The sequence below is a fragment of the Parafrankia sp. EAN1pec genome, assembly GCF_000018005.1.
Classification (GTDB): domain Bacteria; phylum Actinomycetota; class Actinomycetes; order Frankiales; family Frankiaceae; genus Parafrankia; species Parafrankia soli.
Map to the genome: position 1 here is coordinate 4849381 of NC_009921.1, position 24468 is coordinate 4873848.

Consider the following 24468-nt stretch of genomic DNA (forward strand, 5'->3'; position numbering starts at 1 on the left):
GCGCCAGCGGCGGATGGGGACGTCAGCGGCGCATGAGCAGTGTGCCGCCGAACAGATGCGCGCCGACCATCTCGAAGTTCGTCGCGGCGAGGGTGATGTGGCGGGCCGCGGTGTGGACGTCGCGGAAGCAGCGGTCGAGGTCCCCGCCGGAGCGCAGCGCGCTCGCGCCGGCCGCGGTGTGCAGCATGGTGACGGCCTGGACGCAGTTCTCCCCGACGGCGGCCGCGGCGAGCCGGATCACCCCGCTCAGCTCGTCGCCGCCGTTCTCGCCGCGCTCCGTCGCCTGGTCGGCGGCGTCCTCGAGCATCAGCCGGCTGGCGCGGACGAGCGCGGTGGCGCGGGCGAACGTGGCCTGCACGGTGTGGCCGCCGGCGAGGGTCTCGGTCGCGCGGGCGGGAACGGTCTGGAGGGCGAGCTGGCGGAAGGCGCGCAGTGCGTCCTGGGCTATGCCGAGCGCGGTGGAGGCGGTGGTGAACGGTGCGAAGTCGTAGTAGGCGATGGCGTAACCCCGGGACTTTCGTGCGGTGGGTGGCCGCCGCAGCAGCGAGCCGTCGACGGTCTGGCTTTCGGGGACGACGATGTTGTCCACGGTGAAGGTCCCGCTGCCGGTGCCGCGCAGGCCCAGCGCGTGCCAGTCGTCGGTGAAGGTGGCGGCGCCGCGCGGGACGCACAGCATCCGGATCGGCGCGCTCCCCGTCGGCGCACTGCCCGGAACCTGGGCCTGGGCCGGAACCTGGGTCGGGGCGTGCGCGGGTGTCGACCTGCGCGCCGGGGTGTTCGTGGACGTCTGGGCGCAGCCGCCGGTGACGACCGCGCTGGCGACGAGCCAGTCGGCGTGGGTGGCACCGCTGGCGAACGACCAGCGGCCCCGGAGCCGGTACCCGCCGGGTACCGGCACGGCCTGGCCGGTCGGGTTGATGCCGCCGACGACGAGCCCGTGGCTGCTGCAGAACAGGCGGCAGGCGGCCTGGTCGGACAGGTAGTCGGAGATGCGCCCGATCGCGCCCTGCACGCCCATCTGCCAGGCGGCGGACGGGTCGGTGCGCGCGATCGCCTGCAGCACCGCCGATCCGGTGCGCAGGCTCACCCCCGCGCCACCGAACGCGCGGGACACCCACATCCGGTGGAAGCCCTGCTCCCGCAACGCGTCGATGACCTCCGGGGATGTGGCGCGGTCCTCCTCGGCCCGGGACCGGTGCTCGGCGAGCAGGCCGGTGACCTTCTCGACCCGGGTCAGCCACTGCTCGGTCTCCTCGGCGTGGGCCTGGGGGAGGGGGGTCATCGTTACCGGCCGCCTTCGTGTCGCGCTCGTCGCTGGCGTGGACATCTGGCCGGGGCCGCGCGCTGGGGAAGATCCGCATCCACGATCTGATGGTAGGGAATCTCCCGCAGGATCGACGGCTGAAAGGAAATAGTGCCGTGTGTGCGGCTCTCCTCTGGCCTGTTCGCGGGGGTGAAGGTGGCCGGGCCCGCCGACCTTGGTCCCCTTGTGGGGACCCGGCCGGCGTGCTCCGCGACGTGGCCGCCCGGCTACCGGCCGTCGGCGGCGCGCTCGATCGCGGCGATGTCGATCTTCCCCATGGTGAGCATCGCCTGGGTGGCGCGCTGGGCGCGCTCCGGGTCGGGGTCACTGACCAGCTCGGTCAGCCGGGTCGGGACGACCTGCCAGGACAGGCCGAAACGGTCGGTGAGCCAGCCGCACTGGCTCTCCTTGCCGCCGCCGTCGGTGAGGGCGCTCCAGTAGTGATCCACCTCGGCCTGGTCGGCGCAGGGGATCTGGAACGAGATCGCCTCGGAGAAGGTGAACTCCGGTCCGCCGTTGAGCGCGACGTATTCCTGCCCGTCGAGGGTGAAGGAGACGGTCAGGGCCAGGCCCTCGGGTCGGTGCATGCCCGGCCCGTAACGGGTGACGCCGGTGATGGCCGAGTTCGGGAAGACGGAGACGTAGAGCGCGGCGGCCTCCTCGGCGTCGGTGTCGAACCACAGGCAGGGAATGGTCTTCGGCATCGCTGTTTCCTCCGCTGGTCGTGGACGCCTACTGGTCGTGGACGCCCGGGTCCGGCAGTCTGGCCTGCCGGTGGTAGGACCGGCGGGCGTGCGTGAACTCATCGGCGCGGCGGGACGTTCTCCCTACGGGCCTGGCAGGGGTTTTTGTGGCGGGCTTGGCTGTCGCGTGTCCGTTGCGGCGGTTTCGGGCTCGTGTGGCGGGTAGTACGGGGAGAATTCGGTCGTGCCGGAGAAGGCGGAGCAACCAATGCAGAGCGACCGGGCCGCGGGCCGGGAGCGCCGACTGGCCGGCCGGTACCGGCTGGGCCGCGTGCTCGGCAGCGGCGGGGCGGGAATCGTCCGCGAGGGCGAGGACATGCTCCTGCGCCGGCCGGTCGCCATCAAGCAGGTGCGCCTGCCGCCGCTCGCCTCCGAGACCGAGCGGGAGGTCATCGGCGAGCGGGTGCTGCGCGAGGCGCGCGCGGCGGCGCGGCTGCGCCATCCCGGTCTGGTGGCCGTCTACGACGTCATCGACGCCGAGGATTCGCCGTGGATCGTCATGGAGCTGGTCGACGGCCGGTCGCTGGCCGAGGAGATCCGTGCGTCGGGCCGGCTCGCGCCGGCGTGGGTGGCGCGCATCGGGGTGAGCCTGGCCTACGCGCTGGAGGCGGCGCACCGCGCCGGGGTCGTGCACCGGGACGTCAAGCCGGGCAACGTGCTGCTGACCGCGGACGGGCAGGCCCGGCTCACCGACTTCGGCATCGCCGTCAGCGAGGGCGACGCGACCCTGACCAGCACGGGGATGGTGGTCGGCTCGCCGGCCTACATTCCGCCCGAGCGGGCCCGCGGCGCGCGGGTGGGCGTGCCCGGTGACGTGTGGGGCCTGGGTGCCACGCTGTTCACCGCGGTAGAGGGCGAGGCGCCGTACGCGGGTGAGGGCGCCCTGGCGACGCTGGCGGCCATCATCCAGGATCGGCGCCGTCCTTACCGGTACGCGGGCCCGTTGCAGGATGTGATCGACCAGCTGCTCGATCCCGATCCGGTGCGGCGCCCGTCGTTGGCGCAGGCCCGGGCGCAGCTGCGGCGGATCGCGGCCACCGCCGAGCCGCATCCGACCGCCGTGTTCGACGCGGAGGCCGACGCGCTGCTCGACGCCGACGTCGGCGACCACCCGGACGCGCCCCCGTCCGGGCCGGCGGGAGCCGAGGAGCATGCCGATCTCGGGCCCGGTGACGACCTCGGATCCGGCACCGGCGGCAGTGCCGGCAGCGGCGCTGGCCGCGGTGCCGGCCCGGGTCCGCCGGTCGGCACCGGGCCGCGGACGGGCCCTCGCGCCGGCTTCGGTTTCGGCTCCGGTACCGGCCCCGCCGCCCGGACCGGATCCTCAGAGACAGGCCCAGGACCGGGGCCAAGCCCAGGTGCAGGTCCGGGGCCAGGGCCGGATTCAGCTGCGGGTGCGCGCGCCGGCGGGGCCGGGGGCGCACCGGAACGGCGCCGGCGGGTGGTGCTGCTGGCGATGGTTGTCGCACTGCTGCTCGCCGCGGGTGGGGTCGGGCTCGGGCTGGCCCTGACCAGCGGTTCGGGTACCCCGTCCGCCGGCCCGGCGTCGGGCACCGGCGCCCCCGCTACGCCCGCGGGTACCGGTGGGCCGTCCCGGGGCGCGTCGACCAGCCCCGCCGGCGGGCAGGCCGTGGCACCGGGGGCATCCGCCACTCCGAGCGGCACCGGCACGGCGTCGGCGACGCCTGGTCAGGGCGGGTCGGTGGGCGTGCCGTCGCTGGACAGGCTCGGCACCGCGATCCCGAACGACACCGCGCCCGCGGCGGCGCCGGCCGGCCTCGAGACGCGCCGCGGCGCGGCCGGGTGGTCGCTCGCCGTCCCGCCGCAGTGGGCCGACGCGAGCCGTGACCGGCAGCACGAGACCTTCACGGCGCCCGGAGGCTACCCGGACCTGCTCGTCGAGACGCAGGATGTCGCCGGCCCGTCGTCGATCCGGGCGTGGGAGGAACTGGAGCCCGGTGTCCGGTCAAAGACGGCCGGCTACCAGCGGGTCTCGATCCGCCCGTCCGACGGGGCGGACGGCACGACGTCCGCGGTGTGGGAGTTCACCTTCACCGCGGGCGGGCAGACGGTGCACGTCCTGGACTTCGGTGTGGTCCGCAACGGGCATGGCTACGCGCTGCGCTGGCGGGTGCCCGAGGCCCAGTGGCAGGACCAGCTCGAGCTGATCCGCACCATCACCGCGACCTTCCGCCCCGGGCCCTGACCGCCACCGCGCCGCGGCCGACCGCCGAGGCGCGACCGGCGGCGCGGGCCGCCGCCGGTGGCGCCACCAGCGGCGGCGGGTCAGCCGCGGCGGGGCCGTGCGCCGCGGCGGGTGGCGACCCGCCGGGCCATCGCCCGCAGCTGGTCGGAACTCAGCGGCTGCTTGTACACGGTGGCGTGCGCGCGGACCAGGCCGACGATCGGTTCCAGGTCCTCGTCGGGCGCGTCGATGCCGTGCCGGTCCATCGCGTGCCGCACGGCGGCGCGGCCGCTGTGCTTGCCCAGCACCAGCCGCCGGCGCGCGCCGACCTCCGCCGGGTCGAACGGCTCGTAGGTCGCCGGGGCGCGCAGCACGCCGTGCACGTGGATGCCGGACTCGTGGTCGAACACGGCGTCGCCGACCACGGCCTTGCCGGCGGGAACCGGCCGGCGCGACGCGCCGGCGACCAGCCGCGCCAGCGGGCGGAACGCGGCGGTGTCCAGGTCGACGGGCAGGCCGAGCAGGTGCCGCAGCGCCATCGCGACCTCCTCGGTCGGCGCGTTGCCGGCACGCTCGCCCAGGCCGGCCACCGTGGTGCTCACCCAGGTGAACCCGGCCTGCACCGCGGCGATCGTGTTGGCGGTCGCCAGCCCGAAGTCGTCGTGGGCGTGGATCTCCCACGGCCCGGGGACGGCGTCGAGCAGCGCTCGCAGCCGCGTGTGCAGGGTGATCGGATTGGCCACCCCGACCGTGTCCGCCCAGCGGAACCGGGTGACGCCGAGGCGCCGTAGCTCCCCGGCCAGGTCGATGACGAAGCCGTCGTCCGCGCGGGAGGCGTCCTCGAAGCCGACGCTCACCCGCAGGCCGCGGTCGGTGGCGTCGAGGACGCAGTCGCGGATGCGGGCCCGCGCCCAGGCCCGGTCCTTGCCGAGCTTGGTGCGCAGGTGAAGGTCGGAGGCGGGGATGGTCAGGTGCGCGGCGTCGACCCCGCTGGCGACGGCGGCGTCGACGTCGCGGCGGTCCGCGCGGCACCAGGCGACCACGCCGGCCCGCTCGACCGCCGCGACGACGCGGCGCAGGACATCCACCTCGACCGGCCCCATCGCCGGCACCCCGGCCTCGATCTGGTGCACGCCGGCGGCGTCGAGCGCGACCGCGATGGCGATCTTCTCCTTGGCGGTGAAGGCGACCCCCGGGGTCTGCTCGCCGTCACGCAGGGTGGTGTCGCAGAACCGGACCGGACCGGGGCCAGGCCCGGGTTCCGGCCCGGACCCGTTCTCCCGCGCGTGATCCGGCGGGACGGGGCGCGGCGCGGGCGGGCAGGACGACGTGCCGCTCTTCATGATGGTCACCGGCACTTTCGACGGCTGAGGAGAATCCGGCGCTGGCTGTGTGTTCCCGGTCTCGCGGGCCGGCTCATACAGGCAGACGCACGGTTCCAGGCGACCGGAATCGCTTAGGACCCTATGTTCCGTCGATTTCGTGCGCGGGTCGTGCGGTAGCGGCGAGGTTAACAGGATAGTCCGCGGCGAGGGTGGTACCTTTTCGGGGAAGGGAAATCCTGCGGAGGTCGAAGGATAATCCCCCGCGCCGGGAAATCCGCCCTGCCGCCGGGCGGGCTCAGCCCAGCGACGCGGCGAGCGCCCGGCGGATGTCGCCGGTGCTGTGCAGCGGCACGCCGACCGCCGAGCCGATCGCCCGGCGCAGCTTCGCCAGCAGCTTCTCCTGGGCGTCCGGCGGCGAGATCCGCAGGTAGACGTCGATCACGTCGTCGACCGTCTCGTGGCCGCGCAGCTCCTCGACGCGCTGGTGCTTGTAGACGCCGACCGGGTGGCTCAGCCGCGACGACGTCACATAGAAGTGGATGCGTTCCAGGACGGACGGCAGCTCCTCGGGATGCGTCGCCAGCCGCCGCTTCAGGTAGTAGAGGAACTCGCGGGCGTGCCCGGCCTCGTCCCGGCTGGCACGCAGGTACAGGTCGGCCAGGACGGGTTCCTGCACCCAGGCCGCCATCGCCCGGTAGACCGTGTTGACGGTGATCTCGCTGATCACGTTCGTGGCCAGCGTGGCGCTCGGCGTGACCCCCGGCTCGTAGGGCTCCCGCAGCGCCTCGACCTTGGCCTGCTCGATGTGCACGCCGACGGCGCGCAGCCACGCCCGGAAACCGAAGTGGTGCTGCAGCTCCTGGTAGGCCCAGATGGCCACGAAGGCCGAGCAGTCGTAGTCGTCCGCGAACTCGCTGAGAAAGCCGTGCAGGCCGGGCAGGGACGTCGCCTCGCCGAGCACGACGCCCTTGGCGGTGGCGATGTCCTCGGGCCGGAGGAGGTCGTGCCGGATGTTCTCCAGGCCGACGTCGGAGACCTTCCACTGGAGGCGCTCGTAGTGCAGGAAGGCGTCGAAGCTGTGGGACTCGCCGGCGAGGGCGTCGCCGGCTCCGGATCCGCCGGTTCGGGAATCGCTGCTCGGGGTATTGCCGGTGTGGATGTCGGTCGGTGCCGTGGTGACGGCCATGGGTGGACTCCTTCGGAGATCTCCCGGAGTATCTCGCATCCATTGTCGGTCTGTTTCCGGGAATTCTCAGCCACGGCTCCGGACGGCAATCGCGCAATTCCGCGCGCTAATCGTGCCCTCGAGGCCCTTCGCGGTGGTTCAGGTGGTGCGGACCGGGACGGTGAGCAGGTCCTCGCCGGTGCCGCTGACCACCACGACACGTACGAGCCGTCCTGCCGGGATGGCGGACGTCCCGCGTACGTCGACCGCGCCGCGGTAGTCGGCGGTCCAGGTCGCCGCGGTGTCGCTGCTGCCGTCCTCGGACACGGCGACCAGGGCGCAGGTCGTTCCCGGCCGTACGCCCCACAGCCGGATGGTGAAGCCCGCGCCGGAGGGGACGTCGGCCACCCAGACCTCCGCCCACACGCGGGTGGTCGCGTCCGCCGCCGACACCAGCCGGCCCGCCGGCCCGTCCGACGAGGATGTCAGCGCCACGGTGCCCGTGATCGACCCGCCGGCGACGACGGCGGCCAGCGCCGCGGCGGCCAGCGCGTGCCGCCGGCGTGCCGTGCGCCGGGACCGGGCTCGCCCGCCGTGGCGGCGGGCGGGGGATCGGTGACGTCGGCGAGGCGCAGGCGGGAGAGCAGGCCCGGCAGCCCGGCCAGCCGGGTCAGCTCGGCGCGGCAGTCGGGACATCCGTCCAGATGAGTCTCCACTGCGGCGCGTTCTCCGGGGGCGAGCGCGCCGAGCACGTAGCAGCCGAGCGCGACGCGCAGCGCCGAGCAGGTGTCGGTCACGGCGCCCACCCCTGCTCCTCCAGCGCCAGCCGCAGCGCGCGCAGGCCGTAGTAGACCCGGGACTTCACCGTGCCCTCCGGAATATCCAGCGCCGCCGCCGCCTCGGCCACCGAGCGGCCGAGGAAGTACGTCTCGACCAGCGCGGCGCGGTGTTCCAGGCTGAGTGTGCGGAACGCCTCCGCGACCTGCCAGCTTTCCATCGCCCGTTCCAGGTCGTCGCCGGCGGGCAGCGACGCCAGGACGTCGCCGGGCAGTTCGGCCGGGCGGGCCCGGCGGGCGCGCTGCTCGTCCACGACGATCCGGGCCGCGACGGTGAACAGCCACGGGCGCAGCGGCCGGTCGTCCGCGCCGAGCTTCGGCGCCTGCCGCCAGGCCCGCAGCATCGTCTCCTGCACGACGTCCTCGGCCCGGCCGCGGTCACCGGTCAGCCGGGTGGTGAAGGCGAGCAGTGCCGCCCCGTGCTCGGCGTGCACGGCACGCACGAACACGGCCCCGGGGTCGTCCACCCCGGGCCGGCCGCCGCGGCGCAGTCCCACATCCCCCCTTCACGGGCCGAACGGCCGTTCGGTTCAGCGGCCGCGCTGTCGGACGGGTGACAGCGGTCACGGTGAACCGGGACAGCCCGTGCCGCGTGACATCCCACGTCCGCACCGGTTTCCCGGCCCTTCCGAGGCGCTGGCCCTTCCGAGAGACAGGAGAACATGTGATGCACCGTCCGCATACACGTACCGCGGCCGCACTGGCGACCGGCGTCATGCTGCTCGCCCTCACCGCCGCCTGCGGGGGCGGCGACGACACCGCCGCCGCGCCGGCGGCCTCCCAGCCCGCCGCGGCCACGACCGCGCCGTGGACCGGTGCGCCGAGCGCGGGCGCGACCGCGGGAGCAGGCGCCCCGGCGGCGCCGACGGCGACCGGCACGACCGTCACGGTCACCGCGACCGAGTTCGCGCTCAAGCTCTCCCAGGACACCTTCACCGCGGGCACCTACACGTTCGTCACCACGAACGACGGCCAGGTGATCCACGCCCTGGAGATCGAGGGACCGGGCGTGAGCGGCTCGGAGACAGCGGACCTCGGGCCGGGCCAGTCCGAGGGCCTCACCGTCACCCTCAGCCCGGGCACGTACAAGCTGTACTGCCCCGTCGGCAACCACGAGTCGCGGGGCATGTCCACGGAGATCACCGTGACCTGACCTCGCCCCGCCCCGCCCTGCCTGGCCGCGGTCCGCGTCCGGGGCGGCGCCGGGCTAACGTCGGGAGGGTGAGCGTCCAGCCCCCGCGAACACGGCCCGCCGGCCTGCCCGTCGACCTGCGCAGCGACACCGTCACCCGGCCCACGCCCGGCATGCGCCGCGCGATGGCGGAGGCGGAGGTCGGCGACGACGTCTACCGCGAGGACCCGACCGTCCGCGAGCTCGAGGAGCATGCCGCCGCGCTGCTCGGGCACGAGGCCGCGCTGTTCGTGCCGAGCGGCACCATGGGCAACTTCTGTGCCCTGCGCGCCGGCGCCCCGGTGGGCACCGAGGTCGTCGCCGACACCGACGCGCACATCGTCACCTACGAGCTCGGCGGGCTCGCCGCCCTCGGCGGCGTGCAGACCCGGACCCTCAGCGGCCTCGCGGACACGCTCGACCCGGCCGACATCGCGGCCCAGCTGCGCGCGTTCCCGGTCGCGCACAACTACAACATGGTCCGGACGAGCGTGCTCGCGGTGGAGAACACCCGGGCCCGGGCCGGTGGCCGGGTGTGGCCCCTGGAGCGGCTCGACCGGCTGCGGGTGATCACCGAGGCCGCCGGGGTGGTCCTGCACTGCGACGGCGCCCGCCTCTGGAACGCGGCGGTGGCGCTCGACGTCCCGCCGCGCCGCCTCGGCGAGATCTTCGGGACGCTGTCGGTCTGCCTCTCGAAGGGCCTCGGCGCCCCGGTCGGTTCCCTTGTCGTCGGCGGCGCCGAGCACGTCGAGCGGGCCCGCGAGTGGCGCAAGCGGCTCGGCGGTGGGATGCGCCAGGCCGGGGTGCTCGCCGCCGCCGGCCTGTACGCGCTGCGGCACCACCTCGACCGCCTCGCCGACGACCACCGCCACGCCGCCGCGCTGGCCGCGACCCTCGCCGACGCGGCACCGCGGCGGGTCCACCCGGAGCGCACCGAGACGAACATGGTGCTCGTCGACGTCCCGGACGCGGCCGCCTTCTGCGCGCAGGCGGCGGACGGCGGTGTGCTCGTCGGCCTGGCCGGTCCGACGACGGTCCGGATCGTCACCCACCTCGACGTCGACGACACCGCGATCCGCCGGGCCGGGGACGTCCTCGCCCCGCTGCTGAACTCCCTGCCACCAGCCGGTTCCTGACCGCGGCGCCGGGGTGTCAGGGGCCGTAGGCCCTGGTCGGGTGGATGAGGACGGCGGCGCGGCGCTGTTCGGCCATCACCCGGTCGTAGGTGTCCCAGTCGTCGTGGGTGCCACCGGCGGCGGTGAAGATCTCCCGCAGCAGCAGCCGGAGACGCTCAGCGTCGACCTGGTCGTGGGGGTCGTCGGGCCCGACGATCTCCGCCGTGCCCTCCACGGTGGCCCACCGCCACCCGGCCCGGAACGTCGCGCTGACCCGCGGCCGGCGGCGCAGGTTGGCCAGCTTCGTCCGACCGTAGGTCACGAAGGCCACGACCGGCGCGGGCTCCCGCGGATCGGGCGGCAGCGGATGGGGCATGAAGGCGGCGTTCACCACGGAGGCCTGGATGCTCCCGTCGGCGCGGCTGGTGGAGATCACGGCCAGCCCGCTCTCCGCGCGCCCCAGCTCGGCTGCCGCCTCGAAAGCGGCCCTGTCAAAGGCGGCCCCGTCGGGAGCGGCGGAGTTGTGCGGGGGGTCGAACGGGGCCACAGACGTCCCTCGCCTTCGCGGTCGGTCCGCCCCCACCGGCACCGGACATGGTGGTGGGCGGTCACATGGTCCGCGGCCAGGCTACCCAGCGGGAGCCGCGAAGCGACGATCACGGGACGTGGCGGACGTCCTCAGGCTACGGATGGCTGACAGGCACGCTGCGAGGCGGCCGCGTCCGGCTTCAGGTCGGCGAGCGTGAGCGGAAGGGCCGGCGGGTCGGGCAGGACGATCCGCGTCGTGGTGACCCGGCCGGGGGCGACCCGCACCAGCTCGCCGGAGCGCAGCGCCCGCCAGCCGGGATGCTCGTCCATCGGCTCGCTGGCCACCACCACCGAGGGCACGGCCGCCAGGTCGGCCGAGCGCAGCCGGGTCGTGCCCGTGGCATCGACGTGATCCAGCGGACGTCGGCCGTGGTGGCCGCCGGCGGCCCGGCGTAGCAGGAAGAGTGTGTTCGTCTCCGGGTAGCGCAGGGCCCACAGCTCCCGCGGCGTGGCGAGCACGAGGTTGATGCTGTAGACGGGCAGGTTCGCCGCGACCCACCGGGCCGCGACCTCGATGCCGCGCCCGACGTCGCCGTCCGCGTTCGCGATCTCCCGGGTGATCAGGGCGAAGAACCGCTCGGAGTCGGTGTCGCCGGCGACGAGCTCACGGGCGCTGCCGAGCTGCTCCTCCAGCCGGTCGAGCCCCTCGATGACCCCGTTGTGGGCGAAGATCCGCCCATCCTGGTGGAACGGGTGGGTGTTCTCCGGCGCCAGCCGCCCGGTGGAGGCGTGGCGGACATGCGCCACGAACGTCGTGGACGTCCGGCAGCGGGCCTGCGCGGCGAACTGCCGGTCCTCCCAGGCCGCGATCGGCTGCCGGAAGACCTCGGGACGCCCGTCAGAATCGAAGACGCCCAGGCCGGCGCCGTCGGGATTACGGTGGCTCTGCTCATCCAGGCTGTCGGGCGCGTCGAGCAGCCAGAACGTGGCCCTAGTCCGCTCCGGAGCACTGCTGAGACCGAGAAGTCGACACACGCCCGCGAACCCCCCCTGATCGTCGTGGCTGCGGCCGCGGGGCGGGCCGTCGCCTGCTGCCAGGGGGTGTTTCCCGCTGTCCGCGGCGCCGCACCCGGATCCGTGGCGTCTCCGGGGAGGGGGTCCGCGGACCACGAATCTCATCGCCGGAGCGCGGAACCCCGGGCCTGACGGAAGGTCCCGGGGCCGCCCCAAGCTTGCTGATCCACCGGCACGCTGGCACTCCGGAGCCCGGGCCCGTGGTCGCGCTACACCACAGCTGTCCTGAGGCCCGGGCGGCGGCGGAGCAGGACGGTCGCGATCAGTGCGGCCAGGGCGATCGTGACGAGCCCGTTCACGACCAGCGCGGTCTGGATGCCGCCCAGCGTCGCCTCCCGCGCCGAGTGGTCGCCACCCGCGGTGAGCGCGGACGTCCGGGCGGTCGCCACCGCGCTCATGATCGGTATGCCCAGTGTGAGTGCCACCTGCTGGGTCATCGTCGTCAGGCCGGTGGCCAGGCCCTGCTGGGTGTCGGGCAGCCCGGAGGTCGCCGTCACCAGGTAGGCGACGAGCCCGCTGGCGTGGCCGAAGAATCCGACGACGGACGCCGCCAGCACGAGCGACAGCGAGCTGCGGTCCAGCCCGACGAAGGCCAGGGCCAGCGCGGACAGGCCCTGGACGAGCAGCCCGAGCACCAGGGTGCGGCGTGGTTCCACGACGGCCAGGACGCGCGGTGCCACCAGTCCGGCCACGAACGCGGCCGTCCCGGGCAGCCCGAAGATCAGCCCGGTCGTCACCGCCGAGTAGCCGAGGACCCGCTGCAGGTACAGCGTCATCAGGAACACGATCGAGCTGCCCATCGCGAAGACCACGAGCCCGCCGAGGTTGCCCCATCCGACGTGGCGCAGCCGCAGCACCTCCAGCGAGGCCAGCGGATGCGGGCTGGTCGCCTCTATCCGCCAGAAGGCGCCGAGCAGGACGAGCCCCGCGGCCACCGCGATCCACACCGACGGCCGGCCCCATCCGTCCTCACCGCCGCTGGAGATGCCGTAGACGAAGGCGACCAGCCCGGCGGTGACGGTCAGCGCACCGGGGACGTCGAGCCGCTGGCGGACGTCCGCGCGGCCACCGGGGACGACCCGCGGCGCGGCGAGCAGGATCGCCAGCGCCACCGGAACGTTGACGAGGAAGGCCCAGCGCCAGCTGAGATAGCCGGTCAGCAGCCCGCCCACCAGCGCGCCCACGGTGAAGCCGGCGGGCAGCAGCGCACCGTTGAGGCTGAGCGCACGCTGCCGGACGGGGCCCTCCGGGAACGTCGTGACCAGCAGGGACAGCGCGGCCGGGATGGCGATCGCGGCGGCGAGGCCCTGGCCGACGCGGGCGAGCAGCAGCACGGTCGGCCCCTGGGCGAGCCCGCCGAGCAGGGACGCCACGATCAGCAGCACCAGGCCGGTGAGGAACATCCGGCGCCGTCCGGCCAGGTCGGCGACCCGCGCGAACAGCAGGGTGAACCCGGCGGAGGGCAGCGCGAACGTGGTCGCGATCCACTGCAGGTCACCCTCACCGAGGCCGACCCCCGCCCCGATTGACGGCAGGGCCACGTTGAGGATCGAGAAGTCGATCGCGAGCATGAACTGCGTCCCCAGCAGCAGCACGAGCGCCAGCCGCTGCCGCGGAGTCATCCGGTCGGGCACCGCTGGCCGCGGATCCCCAGCGGCGGGCCGCCCGGCAACGGGCTGCCCAGCGGCTGGCTGCTCGGCCGCGGCGGACGGTGCGGGGTGCCTCGGGGCTGGCACGGCGACGCCGGCCGGGTCGGTCGCGTCCGGCGTGCCGACGGAGGCCCGCTCCGAGATCGCCGCGGGCATCGAATCTGTCATGCCCCGCACGATTCTGGACGTCGATCGCCCTAGCCACGCCCCCGCCGTTGCCACCCCCACGGGTCCTGCCCACGGCGTGGGTGGCACCGTCAGGGTGACGACCACTGGGAATAGCCCGGCGGCGGAACCCGGTCCTTGTGGTTCCTGGCACTGGCAGGGTCACCTTCGCCCCGTCGACTCGCGCGCCGCGCGGCGTGACAATGCCGAGCATGACCGAGCTGGGGGAGTTTCTCCGTTCGCGGCGCAACCAGATCACGCCCGCGGACGTCGGCCTGACCCGCCCGGGTGACCGCCGCCGCGTCCCGGGCCTGCGGCGTGAGGAGCTGGCCCAGCTCGCCGGGGTGAGCGTCACCTACTACACCCGGCTGGAACAGGGACAGAGCCGCAACGCGTCCGACGCGGTCCTGGACGCGCTCGCCCGGGTGCTGCTGCTCGGCGACGACGAGCACGCTCACCTGCGCACCCTGGCCCGCCCGGCGCGCGTCGCCCGGCGCACCGCCCGGCCGGAGAAGGTCCGCCCGGGCGTGCGGCTGCTGCTGGACGCGGTGCGCGACGTCCCGGCGCTCGTCATCGGACGGCGGACCGACGTCCTGGCCTGGAACCGGCTCGCGCACGCCCTGCTCGCGCCGCACCTGGACTTCGCGGCGCCGAACCGCTGCGCGACCCAGCCGAACATGGCCCGCCTCATCCTCCTGGACCCCCACATCCGTGATCTTTATGTGAACTGGCGGCGCAAGGTCGATGAAGTCGTCCGCTACCTGCGGCTGGCATCGGGGCAGTATCCCGACGACCAGCAGCTCACCACCCTCATCGGCGAGCTGTGCGTGAACAGCCCGGAGTTCGCGGCCAACTGGGCCCGCCACCAGGTGCGCGACTGCGGGCACGCCGTCCGCGAGTACCGGCACCCGCTGGTGGGTGACCTCGTCCTCGCCGAGGAGGTGCTGCGCGTGCAGGACGACTCGGGCCTGCGGCTGCTCGTGCTCTCCCCCGAACCGGGCTCGGCGAGCGCCGAACGGCTCGCCCTGCTCGCCAGCCTCGCTGCCGCCACCGTCGACACGGCCACGGCCGTCGGCGAGCACCCCTGCGCAACGACTCCCGGCAGCCAGCACCTCGCCACGACTCCCGGCAGCCAGCACCTCATCCCGTAACCACCGTCACCCTCCCCACGCCCGCACCCGTGCCGTGGTCACCGAGGCCGCCGCGGTCGCGGTCCGCCCGCAGCAGGTGGATGCCGACCAGGACGAACGCGGCTCCGGCCACGGCCTGGAAGACGGCCACCAGGGCAAGCGGAAGGACGTCCACCAGTGTGCCGGGCAGGGCCGTCAGCAGGAGGAGCCAGCTCGCGACGGGGACGAACCGTTCACGGACGAGCGCCGTGGCGAACAGCATGCTGCCGGCGACGTAGAGGATCCCGGCGGTGTACACGGCCGGCATCGTCGGGGCGGAGTCCGCGAGCGCGTCGCGGACGGGCTCATCCAGGGGGAACAACACGTACACCCGGGAGAACTCGATACCGGTCAGCAGCACCAGCCCGACGATGTTCGCCAGCGCGCCCAGGTCGAGCAGCCGGTTGCCCGGCCCGGCGAGGGGACCCGGCCTGCGCAGGCAGGCGGTGATGCCGGCGACGGCGAGCACCGCGAGGACGGGCGCGGCGACCCCGGCTGTGTTCAGCACGGCGTTCTCGCTGCCGGCGATGTCCACCGGCGCGTCGAGCAGGACGGCGGCGCCGCCCGCGATGCTCGCCGCCGCGGCCGCGAGCCGGGTTCGTGGCTCGACAGCGGGCGGGCTGGGTGGGGTGTCTCGGTCGGTGCTCATGATCGTCCTCCGAACGGCGGGGAGTGTCGCCCCGGCCACCGACCTTGTCTATATCGGTAGCCGGTACTCTGATCGCCAATATAACGGTAGGCGTACTAGTGGGCAACGGGACAGCTGGCCGCCCCGCTGGAGGCGAGGTTCAGTGCAGTTCGGTGAGGCGGCGGCTTCCACTGCCGGTCACCGCCACCGCGATCGCCACTCCCGCCGCCATCAGCAGCCAGCGCAGCAGGAGCAGCCCGTCACGGTCGAGCGCCACGGTCCGCAGGGCGTCGCCGAGCTCCCCGAGCGCACCCAGTGCGAGCCGGCCGAACCACACGACGGCCGCGGCGGCCGCCAGTCGTGGATCCTGCCCGCCGAGCAGGACGCACAAGGCGGGCAGCAGGACGGTCAGGCCGAGGCGGAGCGCGACCGGTGCCGCCTCTCCCGCGGTGCAGGTCGCGGCGAGTGCGAGCAGCGGGCCGGCGGCGTAGGTCGCGGCGACGCCGGCCCGGCGCGCGGACCGCGGCCAGCGCCGCACGGAGGGCCCGGCCGCTGCCGCCGGCCTTTGCGCCGGCCGGCCCAGCAGCAGGCCCAGGAAGACCACGCCGAGGCCGGAAAGCCAGCCGAGATCCCCGTACCCGTCGCTGTTTGCGGCGGTCAGACTGGCTGTGATCGTGACCAGGACCGTGAGCGCGGTTGCCGTCAGCGCGCCGGCCCGCCGCCCGCTGTATCCCAGTCCGACGCCTACCGCCCCGGTCACCCCCGTCACGGCGGTCCACCACCCGGGAACCGGACCAATCAGGAGAGCGGGGGTGATCCGGGGCGTCGCGCCGCCGAACTGTGCGGTCCAGACGTCCACCGTCATGACGAGCAGTAACACCACCGCGCCGAGGTACAGGCCGCCGCGCCAGATGTCGACAGGTCCCGGTCCGGCGCGGGCCCGTGCGCGCAGGCGCAGCGCCAGCGCGGCGAGCGACCCGAGCTCGCCGAGGTGGGCGCGCCGGCCGCGGGTGGCACCGACCTCCGCGACGGTGAGCGCCACGTCGTGGGTGAACGCGGGGTCCACGCCCTCGAGGCGGGCGGCGAGCCACCGCGTCGACGCGGCGAGTCGGCCGTCGCTCCAGCGTCCCAGCGGGCCGGGGGTGGACGCCGTCACGTGCCGCGCAGCCCGAGCCGGGCCACGGCCAGGTCGGCGTTCGCACGCAGCCTCGCGGCCTCCTGAGCAAGCAGGTCGGCACCGGTGTTGGTCAGCCGGTAGTTGCGGCGTGGCGGGCCGCCGTCCGACACCTCACCGTCGAAGGCGACGAGCCCGTCAGCCTCCAGGCGTTCGAGCGCGCCGTACAGGGTGCCCGCGCGGAGCCGGACACGCCCCTGGGACATCTCCTCGACGGCCTTGATCACCCCGTAGCCGTGCAGCGGCCCGGGCCCCAGCGCGGCGAGAATGAGAAACGTCGGTTCCCGCAGCGGGACGGAGGCGGACACCCCGCGATCATACCGCCAACTGTGCCGCCCATCGGTATACCGGCGGCCGGTGATCGGCCTAGGAATCCTCGGGCGTCGCACAGGTGGAACGGGGCCGGGCTCCCAGGTGCGGATGGATCCCCGGGTGCAGCTCCAGCGTCGCGGCCACCCGGCGCAGCAGGCCGACGAACACCCGCCGCTCGTCGACGGTCAGATCGCGGGCGATCTTGCCCTCCAGCAGTGGGATCACCTCCGCGACCTGCTCCAGGAGCGCCGTGCCGGCCGGCGTCAGGTCGATCTCGAAGGCCCTCCGGTCCTGTGCGCTGCGCCGCCGCCGGACCCAGCCCGCCTCCTCCATCTCGTCGATCAACCCGACCATGTTGTTGCGGTGCATGCCCAGCGCGTCCGCGAGCTGCTGCTGGGTCCGGCCTGCGGCCGCGGTGGTCAGGTTGCTGAGCACACCGAACGCGCGCGGTGAGACGCCGAGCGGCGCCAGTCGGTCGGCGAACTCCTGCGCCGTGCGGGCGCCGACCTGGGACAACAGGAAGGGCAGGGACGCGGAGTAGGGGGCCGCCGGGGCGTCGCTCACGAGTCGGAAGTGTACCGTCCAGTGATTGTCATCTAAGGTGACAATCACTGGACGGGTGTTTCGTGCCGATTCTGTGTGATCGAGGTGGGGAGTGGCTGAGATGAAGATCGCCGTGGTGGGGGCGACCGGGCGGACCGGAGCCCTGGTCGTGGAGCAGGCGCTTGCCCGCGGCCATCGGGTGACGGCCGTGGCACGCCGGCCCGAGGCGGTGCCGGTCCGGCACGACAACCTGCAGGTCGCCGCCGCGGACGTCCTCGACCGGGATGCTCTGCTCCCGGCGCTCGCCGGCGTCGAAGCCGTCGTCTCCGCGCTGGGCGCGGCGGCCGGCAGGGAACCGACGACGGTGTACTCCGCCGGCACCCGCAACCTGCTGGCGGCGATGCGGGCCGGCGGCGCGGGCACCATCGCCGTGATCTCCGCGACCCCGGCGGGGCCGCGCGGCGAACTGCCCTTCCTGGAGAGGCGGGTGATGATGCCGGTGCTCGACCGTTTCTTCGGCGAGGCCTACGCCGACATGCGGCGGATGGAGGACATCCTGCGGACCAGTGACGCCGACTGGATCTCGGTGCGCCCGCCCCGCCTGATCGACCGCCCCGGGACCGGCTCCTACCGCGTCGCCACGGAGGCGCCGCTGCCGAGGGCCCGCAGCATCACCTATCCCGACCTGGCCATGGCCCTACTGGACGTGCTCGACCGCCGCGACCTCCACCGCCGAGCGGTAACCGTCGCGCACTGAGCCGCCGCCGGCTGCCCGCCGGCGCCACGACCACCGACGACCATCAACGAGGCCACACACCCGCGGATCCTGAGCGGCCTGTCGCCTTCTGGGACGGCAGCCTCCTTTATCCCAGTGGCAGGGGGCGCGGTCACGGCGTATAGGGCCTATCGTATTGTGAGACTTGCTCGCACCGGATCCAAGATGTTCAATATCGCGGGACGAGCTTCGCGCCCTAATTCCGCGCTAGCGGGGCGTATGTTGGTAGGTGACGGCTCCCGTTCGACGGATGTCGGTAGAATAAGTGCGAACGGTCTTCGTCTCCATTGTGGCGGACAGGCGTGGCTGGAAGGGTTGTAGCCGGAGAGTGTGATGGCCGTTATATCTACATAGAAAAAGACAGAACCGGAACGGGTTGGCATATCTACGTCTCGGAGAATCCGCCGGGTGACCCGGGTGAGGGTTGGGATATTTGGGCCGAGAATGAACGCCAGATAGAGCAGCCGGAGGGCGCCGGCGCAGGTCATCGGGTGGCTGCGGGTACAGGCCCGTGGCTGGTGACAACGCCGACGGTGCCCTCAGCGAGCCGGTAGGACAGACCGACTACCGCACATCGTCCTGCGGCGACCTCGGCCGCGAGCAGGACTGACCGGCCGACCAGGCCGTCGACCGTCCGCCGGATATGCGTGCGCACGAACGCGTCGATGTCAGTGTGTCCGGCCGCCCGCGCCGACAACACACTCGGCATCACCCGCTCGACCACGTCCCCGAGATAGCCCGCAGGCGCGGTCCCGTCACGATCTGCCTCGGACGCCGCGGTGACAGCGCCACACGAATCGTGCCCGAGAACGACGACGAGTGGCGCGCCGAGCACGCTGACGCCGTACTCGATGCTGCCCAGAACCTCAGGCCCGGCGACGTGACCGGCGGTCCTCACCACGAAGAGATCCCCCAATCCCCGGTCGAAGATGATCTCAGCTGCCAGGCGGGAATCAGAACATCCGAACAGCACGGCGAACGGATGCTGTCTCGGCGCCACAGCCGATCGACGGTCAGCATCCTGGTTCGGGTGCAGCCGTTCACCACGCACGAAGCGCGCGTTGCCTTCCCTCAGGACCGTGAACGCCTCAGCGGGCGAGGAAACAGCGAGATCGAAATCGGGCACGCGCAGCAATCTATCTGGTCAGGCGCCGAACCGAACCCGATCGCGCCAACGCCACCAGCAGCCAACCAGCCGGGCGCTGCGAAGGCCCGGTCGTCGAAGTGTCTCCTCCGGGTACCGGGGCGTCCATATGCCCGGTCCCGCCCCTCGAGCGCGGCCCGCCATCCCAAACCCAAGATAGTCAACACCGTTGCTGGCCTCGTTGTCGGATAGCCGTCAGCGGGTACCGGTCGGTCCGGCGAGTCGGGGCGGGTGCCGCGGCCGCCGGGCATCTCGTTCGCTGCGTTACCGCAGGTCAGAGTGCTGCGGTGGGGCCGAAGCCAGTCATGCGTCGGTCGTGTTAGGGCCCGGGGTGGGCGTATCACTGCCAGACCGGGACCGATCGCGCTTTGCTACCATCCGGCACTCTAGGGGTGCCCGAAAAGGGGCACGGATGGTGATAGCGGGCGCGTCTCGCGCACCATCGTTCCGCGGGGCGGCGACCAGGAGGTCGGTCTGTGTCGGTCATCGACCGGGCTCGGGTGGCCGCGGCGCTGCCGGGGTACGTGCTCGGCCGCGAGCTGGGCGCGGGCGCGTTCGGTCTGGTGATCGCCGGGCGTCGACTCGCACCCGGCCCCGGCGCGCCTGGCCTGGACCAGGCGGGAGGCGACGCGGCGGGCGACGGCGCCGCAACGGACGTGGCCGTCAAGATCCTCGACCTGGGCGTGGCCGACGGTGACGGCCCCAGCGGGGCGTCCGCGGGCACCGTCGTGCTCGGGTCGGATCCCGGGGCCGGTCCGCCGCCGGCCCCGGACCGTGACCAGGACGCCCGGATCCTCACCCAGCTTGAGCATCCGCACCTGTGCCGGCTGCTCGACATCGTCCCCGTCGACGGGCTGCGCCTGCTGGTGAGCGAGCTGCTGCCCGGCGGGACGCTGGCCAGCCAGAGCCTGACCCCGCCGGCCGCGTGCGCGGTCGTGCTCGCCGCCGCCGATGCGCTGATGCACGCCCACGCCGCCGGCGTCCTGCACCGCGACGTCAAACCCGCCAACATCCTTTTCGCCGCGGACGGCCGTCCGAAGCTGACGGACCTGGGCGTGGTCGGGCTCGTCGATGGGACGTCGCTCATCGCCGGCGGCGTCGTCGGAACCGCCCAGTACATGGCACCCGAGCAGGTGACCGGGGGCCGCCTGGGGCCCGCGACCGACGTCTACGCGCTGGCCGCGACCCTGTACGAGCTGCTGGCCGGGACGCCGCTGTTCGGTGCCGGCCTGACCACGCCAGACCTGTTACGCCATCACTGCGAGGTCGTCCCGGCCCCGCCGCCGGGCGTTCCGCCACCGGTGGCGGCGGTGCTGGCCAGAGCGCTGGCGAAGGCGCCGGGGGAGCGGCACCGCACCGCCGGGCAGTTCGCCATGGATCTCGCCGCGGCCGCGCGGCTGGGGTACGGCGGCGACTGGCTGGCGCGGGCGGACGTCCCGCTGGCGGTCAGTGACGGGCTGCGCGAGCAGGGGTCGGGGCCCCACCCGGCGCTGGGACCGCCGGGCGCCACCGGCGCACCTGGCTCCGGCCCCGGAGGGGCCGGAGCCAGCTGGGCCGAGGACGATCCGGCGGGGCGGACCACGAGACTGGACCCGCCGCTGCCGCCGGTGACCTCCCTGCTTCCGGAGCCCGTGCCTGTCGGCCCGCCTGGCGCGTTCCCGCCGGCGGCGCCAGGCGAGCCGGCCGGTGGCGGCCCCGGGGCCACCAGCGCCACCGATGCTGGCACGGCCACCGAGGGACCGCCGACCCGCTCGGGCCATGACGACACCGGTGGCCCCGGTGGCCCCGGTGGCCCCGGCGGGCCTGATGGACCGGCCGGCCGGAGGGCGTCCCGGCGGCGGGTTTGGATTGTTGGCGCTGCGGTCGCGGCGGTGCTGGCGGTCGTGGCCGCGTTGGTCGTCCCGCGGGTCACCGGCGACGAGCAGGCGGTCACCGGTGCCGCTCCGGCCAGCCCGCTGAGCGGTCCGGGTACGGCGGCGCCGCCGGAGCGGCCGGGACCGCTGCCGCCGCCACCGCCGTACCCGGTGGTCACGGTGGCCGGGACGGGCGAGGCGGCGTTCTCCGGCGACGGCGGCCCCGCCGGCTCGGCGGCGCTCAACGGCCCGTTCGGGATGGTCGCGGACTGGGCCGGCAACATCTACGTCGCCGACTTCGACAACAACCGGGTCCGGCGGATCACGGCGGACGGGACGATCACCACGATCGCCGGGACGGGCGAGGCGGGCTTCTCCGGCGACGGCGGCCCCGCAACCCAGGCACGGCTGCGCCAGCCGGCGGCCGTCGCGCTCGACTCGGCCGGCAACATCCTGATCGCCGACACGTTCAACCAGCGCATCCGCCGTGTCGACCCGTCCGGGACCATCACGACGGTGGCGGGCAAGGATGACCGTGGGTTCAGCGAGGACGGTGTGCCGGCGACCGAGGCCACCCTCTGGTACCCCGGTGGGGTGGTGGCCGACCCTACCGGCAACATCTACATCGCCGACAGCGGCAACAACCGGATCCGGCGGGTCGGCACCGACGGGATCATCCAGACCGTGGCCGGCGGGGACGGCGAGGGCGCGTTCGGTGACGGCGGCCCGGCGGCCGATGCCCTGCTGGCGTTCCCGATCAGCGTGGCGATGGACCGCCCCGGCCGGCTCTACATCGCCGACTCCGGCAACAACCGGATCCGCCGGATCGGGCTGGACGGGGTGATCGAGACCGTCGCCGGCACCGGCCTGCCCGGCTACTCCGGCGACGGCGGGCCGGCTACCCGCGCCACGCTGCGTTCCCCGCGCGGGGTGGCCGTCGACGCGCGGGGCGCCATCTTCATCACAGACCGGACCAACCGGCGTATCCGGCGGGTCGACCCGTCCGGGATCATCACCACCGTCGCGGGCACCGCCCACCCGGGCCGGGACGAGTCCGTCGACCCGGACGAGATGAGTCCCGATGGGCCGGTCGCGCTCGATCCCACCGGGGACGTCTTCGTCGCCGACCGGCGACACAACCGGGTGCTCCACGTGGAGCTGACCGGCTCCGGGTAGCACCGGAGCCGCCGGCCGTCCCGGTGCCGGAACGAGAACCAGCGGACCAGCGGACCAGACAGCCGGACAACCGACAGACCGGACGACCAGACCAGGACGGAGGGGAGCCGTGCCAGTCGTCGACCGCGCGCGTGTCGCCGCCGCGCTCCCGGGCTACGGGATCGGCGGTGAGCTGGGGTCGGGTGCCTTCGGGCTCGTCCTCGCCGGCTACCACCAGGAGCTCGACCGGCGGGTCGCGGTCAAGGTGCTCTCCAGCGGAGCGGCCGAGGCGGCGGCGGACTTCCGCACCGAGGCCCGGTTGCTCAGCAGGCTCGACCACCCGCACATCGTGCGGACCTACGACTACGTCACCCGCGGTGACCTGTGTCTGCTGGTGATGGAGATGCTGCCCGGCGGGACGCTGACGCACCGGGTGATGCGCCCCGAGGCGGCCTGCGCGGTCGGCCTCGCCGTCGCCGACGCGCTCGCCCACGCGCACGCGCACGGCGTGCTGCACCGCGACATCAAACCGGCGAACATCCTGTTCACCGACGCCGGCCAGCCGAAGATCACCGACTTCGGTATCTCGAAGGTGTTCGAGGGGTCGGCGTCGACGGCGAGCCGGGTGGTGGGCACCCCCCGCTACATGGCCCCCGAGCAGATCACCGGCGACCGGCTCAGCCCGGCCACCGACCTGTACGCGCTCGGCGTCGTCCTCTACGAGCTGTTCACCGGCGCGTCACTGGCCCCGCCGTCGCTGCCGCTGCCGGTGCTGCTGCGCCATCACACCGAGGTCGTCCCGCCCCCGCCGCCGGGGGTGCCGGCTCCGCTGGCCGCCGTGCTGATGCGCAGCCTGGCCAAGCGGCCCGAGGACCGCCATCCCAGCGCCCGGGCGTTCGCGATCGATCTGGCCCGCGCCGCCACCGCCGTGTTCGGGCGGCACTGGCTCGACCGCGCCGGCATCCCGATCCACCTCGCCGACGACGTCCGCCAGATCACCACCCGCAGGTTCGGGCGGGCCCCGCGGGCCGACGACCATCCGTGGCGCGGTGCCGGCGGCCCGGGCCCGGCCGGACGGGTGCGTTCCCGGCTGCCCGCGGTGCTGCTCGCCGGCGGCGGATCCGGCGGCCGGGTGCCGCTCGCGGTGACGGCGCTGGTTGTCCTCCTCGCCCTCGTCGCCGGTGGCGGGGTCGGCTGGGCGGTGTGGGGCCAGCCCGAGCCCGCGCCCCCGGCGCCGCCCGCGCCGCCGCCGGCCTGGCAGCCGGAGCTGGCCACGGGCACGATCACCACCGTGTTCGGGGCCGGCTCGGACGGCTTCTCCGGCGACGGCGGTCCCGCCGTACAGGCGGAGTTCGACCGGGCCAGCGACCTGACCATCGACGCCCCGCGCGGCTACGTCTACGTCGCCGACACCGACAACCACCGGATCCGCCGCGTCGACCGGGCCGGCACGATCACCACGGTCGCCGGCACCGGGGCGGACGGCTTCTCCGGCGACGGCGGCCCGGCCACCGAGGCGCAGCTCGACGAGCCGACCAGCGTCGCGGTCGCCCCCGACGGAACCCTGTACGTCGCCGACACGCGGAACCACCGGGTTCGCCGCATCGGCCGGGACGGGATCATCACCACGATCGCGGGGCAGGACGAGTTCGGTTTCGCCGGTGAGGTGAGCGAGGACGGCCTGGCCTACTCGGGCGACGGCCTACCCGCGGTGAACGCGAAGCTCAACTACCCCAACACCGTGCTGATGGAGACCGACGGGAGTCTACTGATCGCGGACGGTGAGAACAACCGGGTCCGCCGCATCGGCCTGGACGGGATCATCACCACGATCGCGGGCACCGGCGCGGAGGGCTTCGGCGGTGACGGCGGCCCGGCCACGTCCGCCCGGTTCAGCTATCCGAGCGCGCTGGCCCGCGGCCCCGACGGCAGCCTCTATGTCGCCGACCAGGACAACCACCGGGTGCGCCGCATCGCCGGGGACGGGACGATCAGCACGCTGGCCGGGACGGGAAAGACGGGGTACTCCGGTGACGGCGGCCCGGCCGACCAGGCGCAGATCAACGCGGTCGGCGCCGACCTCGTCGTCGACGCTGCGGGCAACGTCTACCTCTCCGACCCGGGGAGCAACCGGGTCCGCCGCATCGCCCCCGACGGGACCATCACCACGATCGCCGGTACGGGGGTGTCGAAGTACTCCGGCAACGGCGGCCCGGCGACCGCCGCCGAGCTGGTGTACCCGGGCGGACTCGCTCTCGACCAGCTCGGGAACCTCTACATCGCCGACGGTATCGACAGCCGGGTGCGAGCCGTACGCCTCCCGCCGGGCAGCTGCGCCGCCGCGCCGTGCCCGACGTCCTCACCGGCCCCCGGCGCGTCCCCGGCGCCCGCCGGACCCGTCCCGCCCTCGACAGGTGCGACGCCCGCGGCCGCGGGCACCGCGGCCTAGGGTCCGG

At 74.0% G+C, this 24468-nt stretch carries 22 protein-coding genes; 7 read left to right on the top strand and 15 right to left on the bottom strand.

Going from position 1 to position 24468, the window contains the following annotated elements; genetic code table 11:
• Positions 1-22: 22 nt before the first annotated feature.
• Both FRANEAN1_RS19740 and FRANEAN1_RS19745 read right to left on the bottom strand, forming a co-directional pair.
• Positions 23-1282 (bottom strand): acyl-CoA dehydrogenase family protein, encoded by a 1260-nt coding sequence (locus tag FRANEAN1_RS19740; RefSeq protein ID WP_041254409.1) that lies wholly within the window; start codon positions 1280-1282, stop codon positions 23-25.
• Between the two features lie 248 nt (positions 1283-1530).
• Entirely contained in the window at positions 1531-2007 is a 477-nt protein-coding gene (locus FRANEAN1_RS19745) for a VOC family protein (protein ID WP_020461591.1), read from the bottom strand.
• Between the two features lie 223 nt (positions 2008-2230).
• On the opposite strand from FRANEAN1_RS19745, the gene FRANEAN1_RS19750 reads away from it, so the two are divergent.
• On the top strand, positions 2231-4252 hold the full coding sequence (locus tag FRANEAN1_RS19750) for a protein kinase (RefSeq protein WP_020461592.1): 2022 nt from the start codon (positions 2231-2233) through the stop codon (positions 4250-4252).
• A gap of 80 nt (positions 4253-4332) precedes the next feature.
• Here FRANEAN1_RS19750 and nifV read toward each other — a convergent pair whose 3' ends face one another.
• From nifV to FRANEAN1_RS19770, 5 genes are all read right to left on the bottom strand, one after another.
• Positions 4333-5583 (bottom strand): homocitrate synthase, encoded by a 1251-nt coding sequence (nifV, locus tag FRANEAN1_RS19755; protein WP_347176679.1) that lies wholly within the window; start codon positions 5581-5583, stop codon positions 4333-4335.
• 268 nt (positions 5584-5851) lie between these two features.
• On the bottom strand, positions 5852-6742 hold the full coding sequence (locus tag FRANEAN1_RS19760; RefSeq protein ID WP_020461594.1) for a ferritin-like domain-containing protein: 891 nt from the start codon (positions 6740-6742) through the stop codon (positions 5852-5854).
• 138 nt (positions 6743-6880) lie between these two features.
• Positions 6881-7216: a hypothetical protein gene (locus tag FRANEAN1_RS42400; RefSeq protein ID WP_049795704.1), complete on the bottom strand. Its 336-nt coding sequence runs from the start codon at positions 7214-7216 to the stop codon at positions 6881-6883.
• Positions 7207-7527 carry a zf-HC2 domain-containing protein gene (locus FRANEAN1_RS41300; protein WP_049795705.1) on the bottom strand — a complete coding sequence of 107 codons (321 nt, stop codon included), beginning with the start codon at positions 7525-7527 and terminating at the stop codon, positions 7207-7209. The genes FRANEAN1_RS42400 and FRANEAN1_RS41300 overlap by 10 nt, the downstream gene beginning before the upstream one ends.
• On the bottom strand, positions 7515-8024 hold the full coding sequence (locus FRANEAN1_RS19770; protein ID WP_020461596.1) for a sigma-70 family RNA polymerase sigma factor: 510 nt from the start codon (positions 8022-8024) through the stop codon (positions 7515-7517). The genes FRANEAN1_RS41300 and FRANEAN1_RS19770 overlap by 13 nt, the downstream gene beginning before the upstream one ends.
• Before the next feature lie 200 nt (positions 8025-8224).
• On the opposite strand from FRANEAN1_RS19770, the gene FRANEAN1_RS19775 reads away from it, so the two are divergent.
• Both FRANEAN1_RS19775 and FRANEAN1_RS19780 read left to right on the top strand, forming a co-directional pair.
• Positions 8225-8710 carry a hypothetical protein gene (locus FRANEAN1_RS19775; RefSeq protein WP_041254413.1) on the top strand — a complete coding sequence of 162 codons (486 nt, stop codon included), beginning with the start codon at positions 8225-8227 and terminating at the stop codon, positions 8708-8710.
• A 68-nt stretch (positions 8711-8778) separates the two neighbouring features.
• Complete coding sequence (locus tag FRANEAN1_RS19780) at positions 8779-9864, top strand: GntG family PLP-dependent aldolase (protein WP_020461598.1); 1086 nt, start codon at positions 8779-8781, stop codon at positions 9862-9864.
• Positions 9865-9880: 16 nt separating this feature from the next.
• Here FRANEAN1_RS19780 and FRANEAN1_RS19785 read toward each other — a convergent pair whose 3' ends face one another.
• The 3 genes from FRANEAN1_RS19785 to FRANEAN1_RS19795 all read right to left on the bottom strand — a co-directional run bounded on the left by FRANEAN1_RS19785 (position 9881) and on the right by FRANEAN1_RS19795 (position 13262).
• Positions 9881-10306 carry a TIGR03618 family F420-dependent PPOX class oxidoreductase gene (locus tag FRANEAN1_RS19785; protein WP_041256187.1) on the bottom strand — a complete coding sequence of 142 codons (426 nt, stop codon included), beginning with the start codon at positions 10304-10306 and terminating at the stop codon, positions 9881-9883.
• A 215-nt stretch (positions 10307-10521) separates the two neighbouring features.
• Positions 10522-11406, bottom strand: a complete 885-nt coding sequence (locus FRANEAN1_RS19790) for a class II glutamine amidotransferase (RefSeq protein ID WP_020461600.1) — start codon at positions 11404-11406, stop codon at positions 10522-10524.
• A 248-nt stretch (positions 11407-11654) separates the two neighbouring features.
• Positions 11655-13262: an MFS transporter gene (locus tag FRANEAN1_RS19795; RefSeq protein ID WP_041254415.1), complete on the bottom strand. Its 1608-nt coding sequence runs from the start codon at positions 13260-13262 to the stop codon at positions 11655-11657.
• 209 nt (positions 13263-13471) lie between these two features.
• Between FRANEAN1_RS19795 and FRANEAN1_RS19800 the strand changes: the two genes are divergently transcribed.
• Positions 13472-14410, top strand: coding sequence for a helix-turn-helix transcriptional regulator (locus tag FRANEAN1_RS19800; protein WP_020461602.1), 939 nt, complete (start codon positions 13472-13474; stop codon positions 14408-14410).
• On the opposite strand, the gene FRANEAN1_RS19805 is transcribed toward FRANEAN1_RS19800, so the two are convergent.
• From FRANEAN1_RS19805 to FRANEAN1_RS19820, 4 genes are all read right to left on the bottom strand, one after another.
• Positions 14400-15077, bottom strand: a complete 678-nt coding sequence (locus tag FRANEAN1_RS19805) for a hypothetical protein (protein ID WP_020461603.1) — start codon at positions 15075-15077, stop codon at positions 14400-14402. The two genes, FRANEAN1_RS19800 and FRANEAN1_RS19805, sit on opposite strands and share 11 nt — an antisense overlap.
• A gap of 139 nt (positions 15078-15216) precedes the next feature.
• Entirely contained in the window at positions 15217-16212 is a 996-nt protein-coding gene (locus tag FRANEAN1_RS19810) for a hypothetical protein (RefSeq protein ID WP_020461604.1), read from the bottom strand.
• Complete coding sequence (locus FRANEAN1_RS19815; protein WP_157472720.1) at positions 16209-16538, bottom strand: PadR family transcriptional regulator; 330 nt, start codon at positions 16536-16538, stop codon at positions 16209-16211. Before FRANEAN1_RS19815 ends, FRANEAN1_RS19810 begins: the two co-directional genes overlap by 4 nt.
• A gap of 58 nt (positions 16539-16596) precedes the next feature.
• Entirely contained in the window at positions 16597-17106 is a 510-nt protein-coding gene (locus FRANEAN1_RS19820; protein ID WP_041254417.1) for a MarR family transcriptional regulator, read from the bottom strand.
• A gap of 100 nt (positions 17107-17206) precedes the next feature.
• Between FRANEAN1_RS19820 and FRANEAN1_RS19825 the strand changes: the two genes are divergently transcribed.
• Complete coding sequence (locus FRANEAN1_RS19825; protein WP_020461607.1) at positions 17207-17842, top strand: NAD(P)H-binding protein; 636 nt, start codon at positions 17207-17209, stop codon at positions 17840-17842.
• 502 nt (positions 17843-18344) lie between these two features.
• On the opposite strand, the gene FRANEAN1_RS19830 is transcribed toward FRANEAN1_RS19825, so the two are convergent.
• Entirely contained in the window at positions 18345-18986 is a 642-nt protein-coding gene (locus FRANEAN1_RS19830) for a carbonic anhydrase (protein ID WP_041256192.1), read from the bottom strand.
• 494 nt (positions 18987-19480) lie between these two features.
• Between FRANEAN1_RS19830 and FRANEAN1_RS19835 the strand changes: the two genes are divergently transcribed.
• Positions 19481-22033, top strand: coding sequence for a protein kinase (locus FRANEAN1_RS19835; protein WP_020461610.1), 2553 nt, complete (start codon positions 19481-19483; stop codon positions 22031-22033).
• Positions 22034-22142: 109 nt separating this feature from the next.
• Positions 22143-24461 carry a protein kinase gene (locus tag FRANEAN1_RS19840; protein ID WP_020461611.1) on the top strand — a complete coding sequence of 773 codons (2319 nt, stop codon included), beginning with the start codon at positions 22143-22145 and terminating at the stop codon, positions 24459-24461.
• Positions 24462-24468 lie beyond the last annotated feature (7 nt).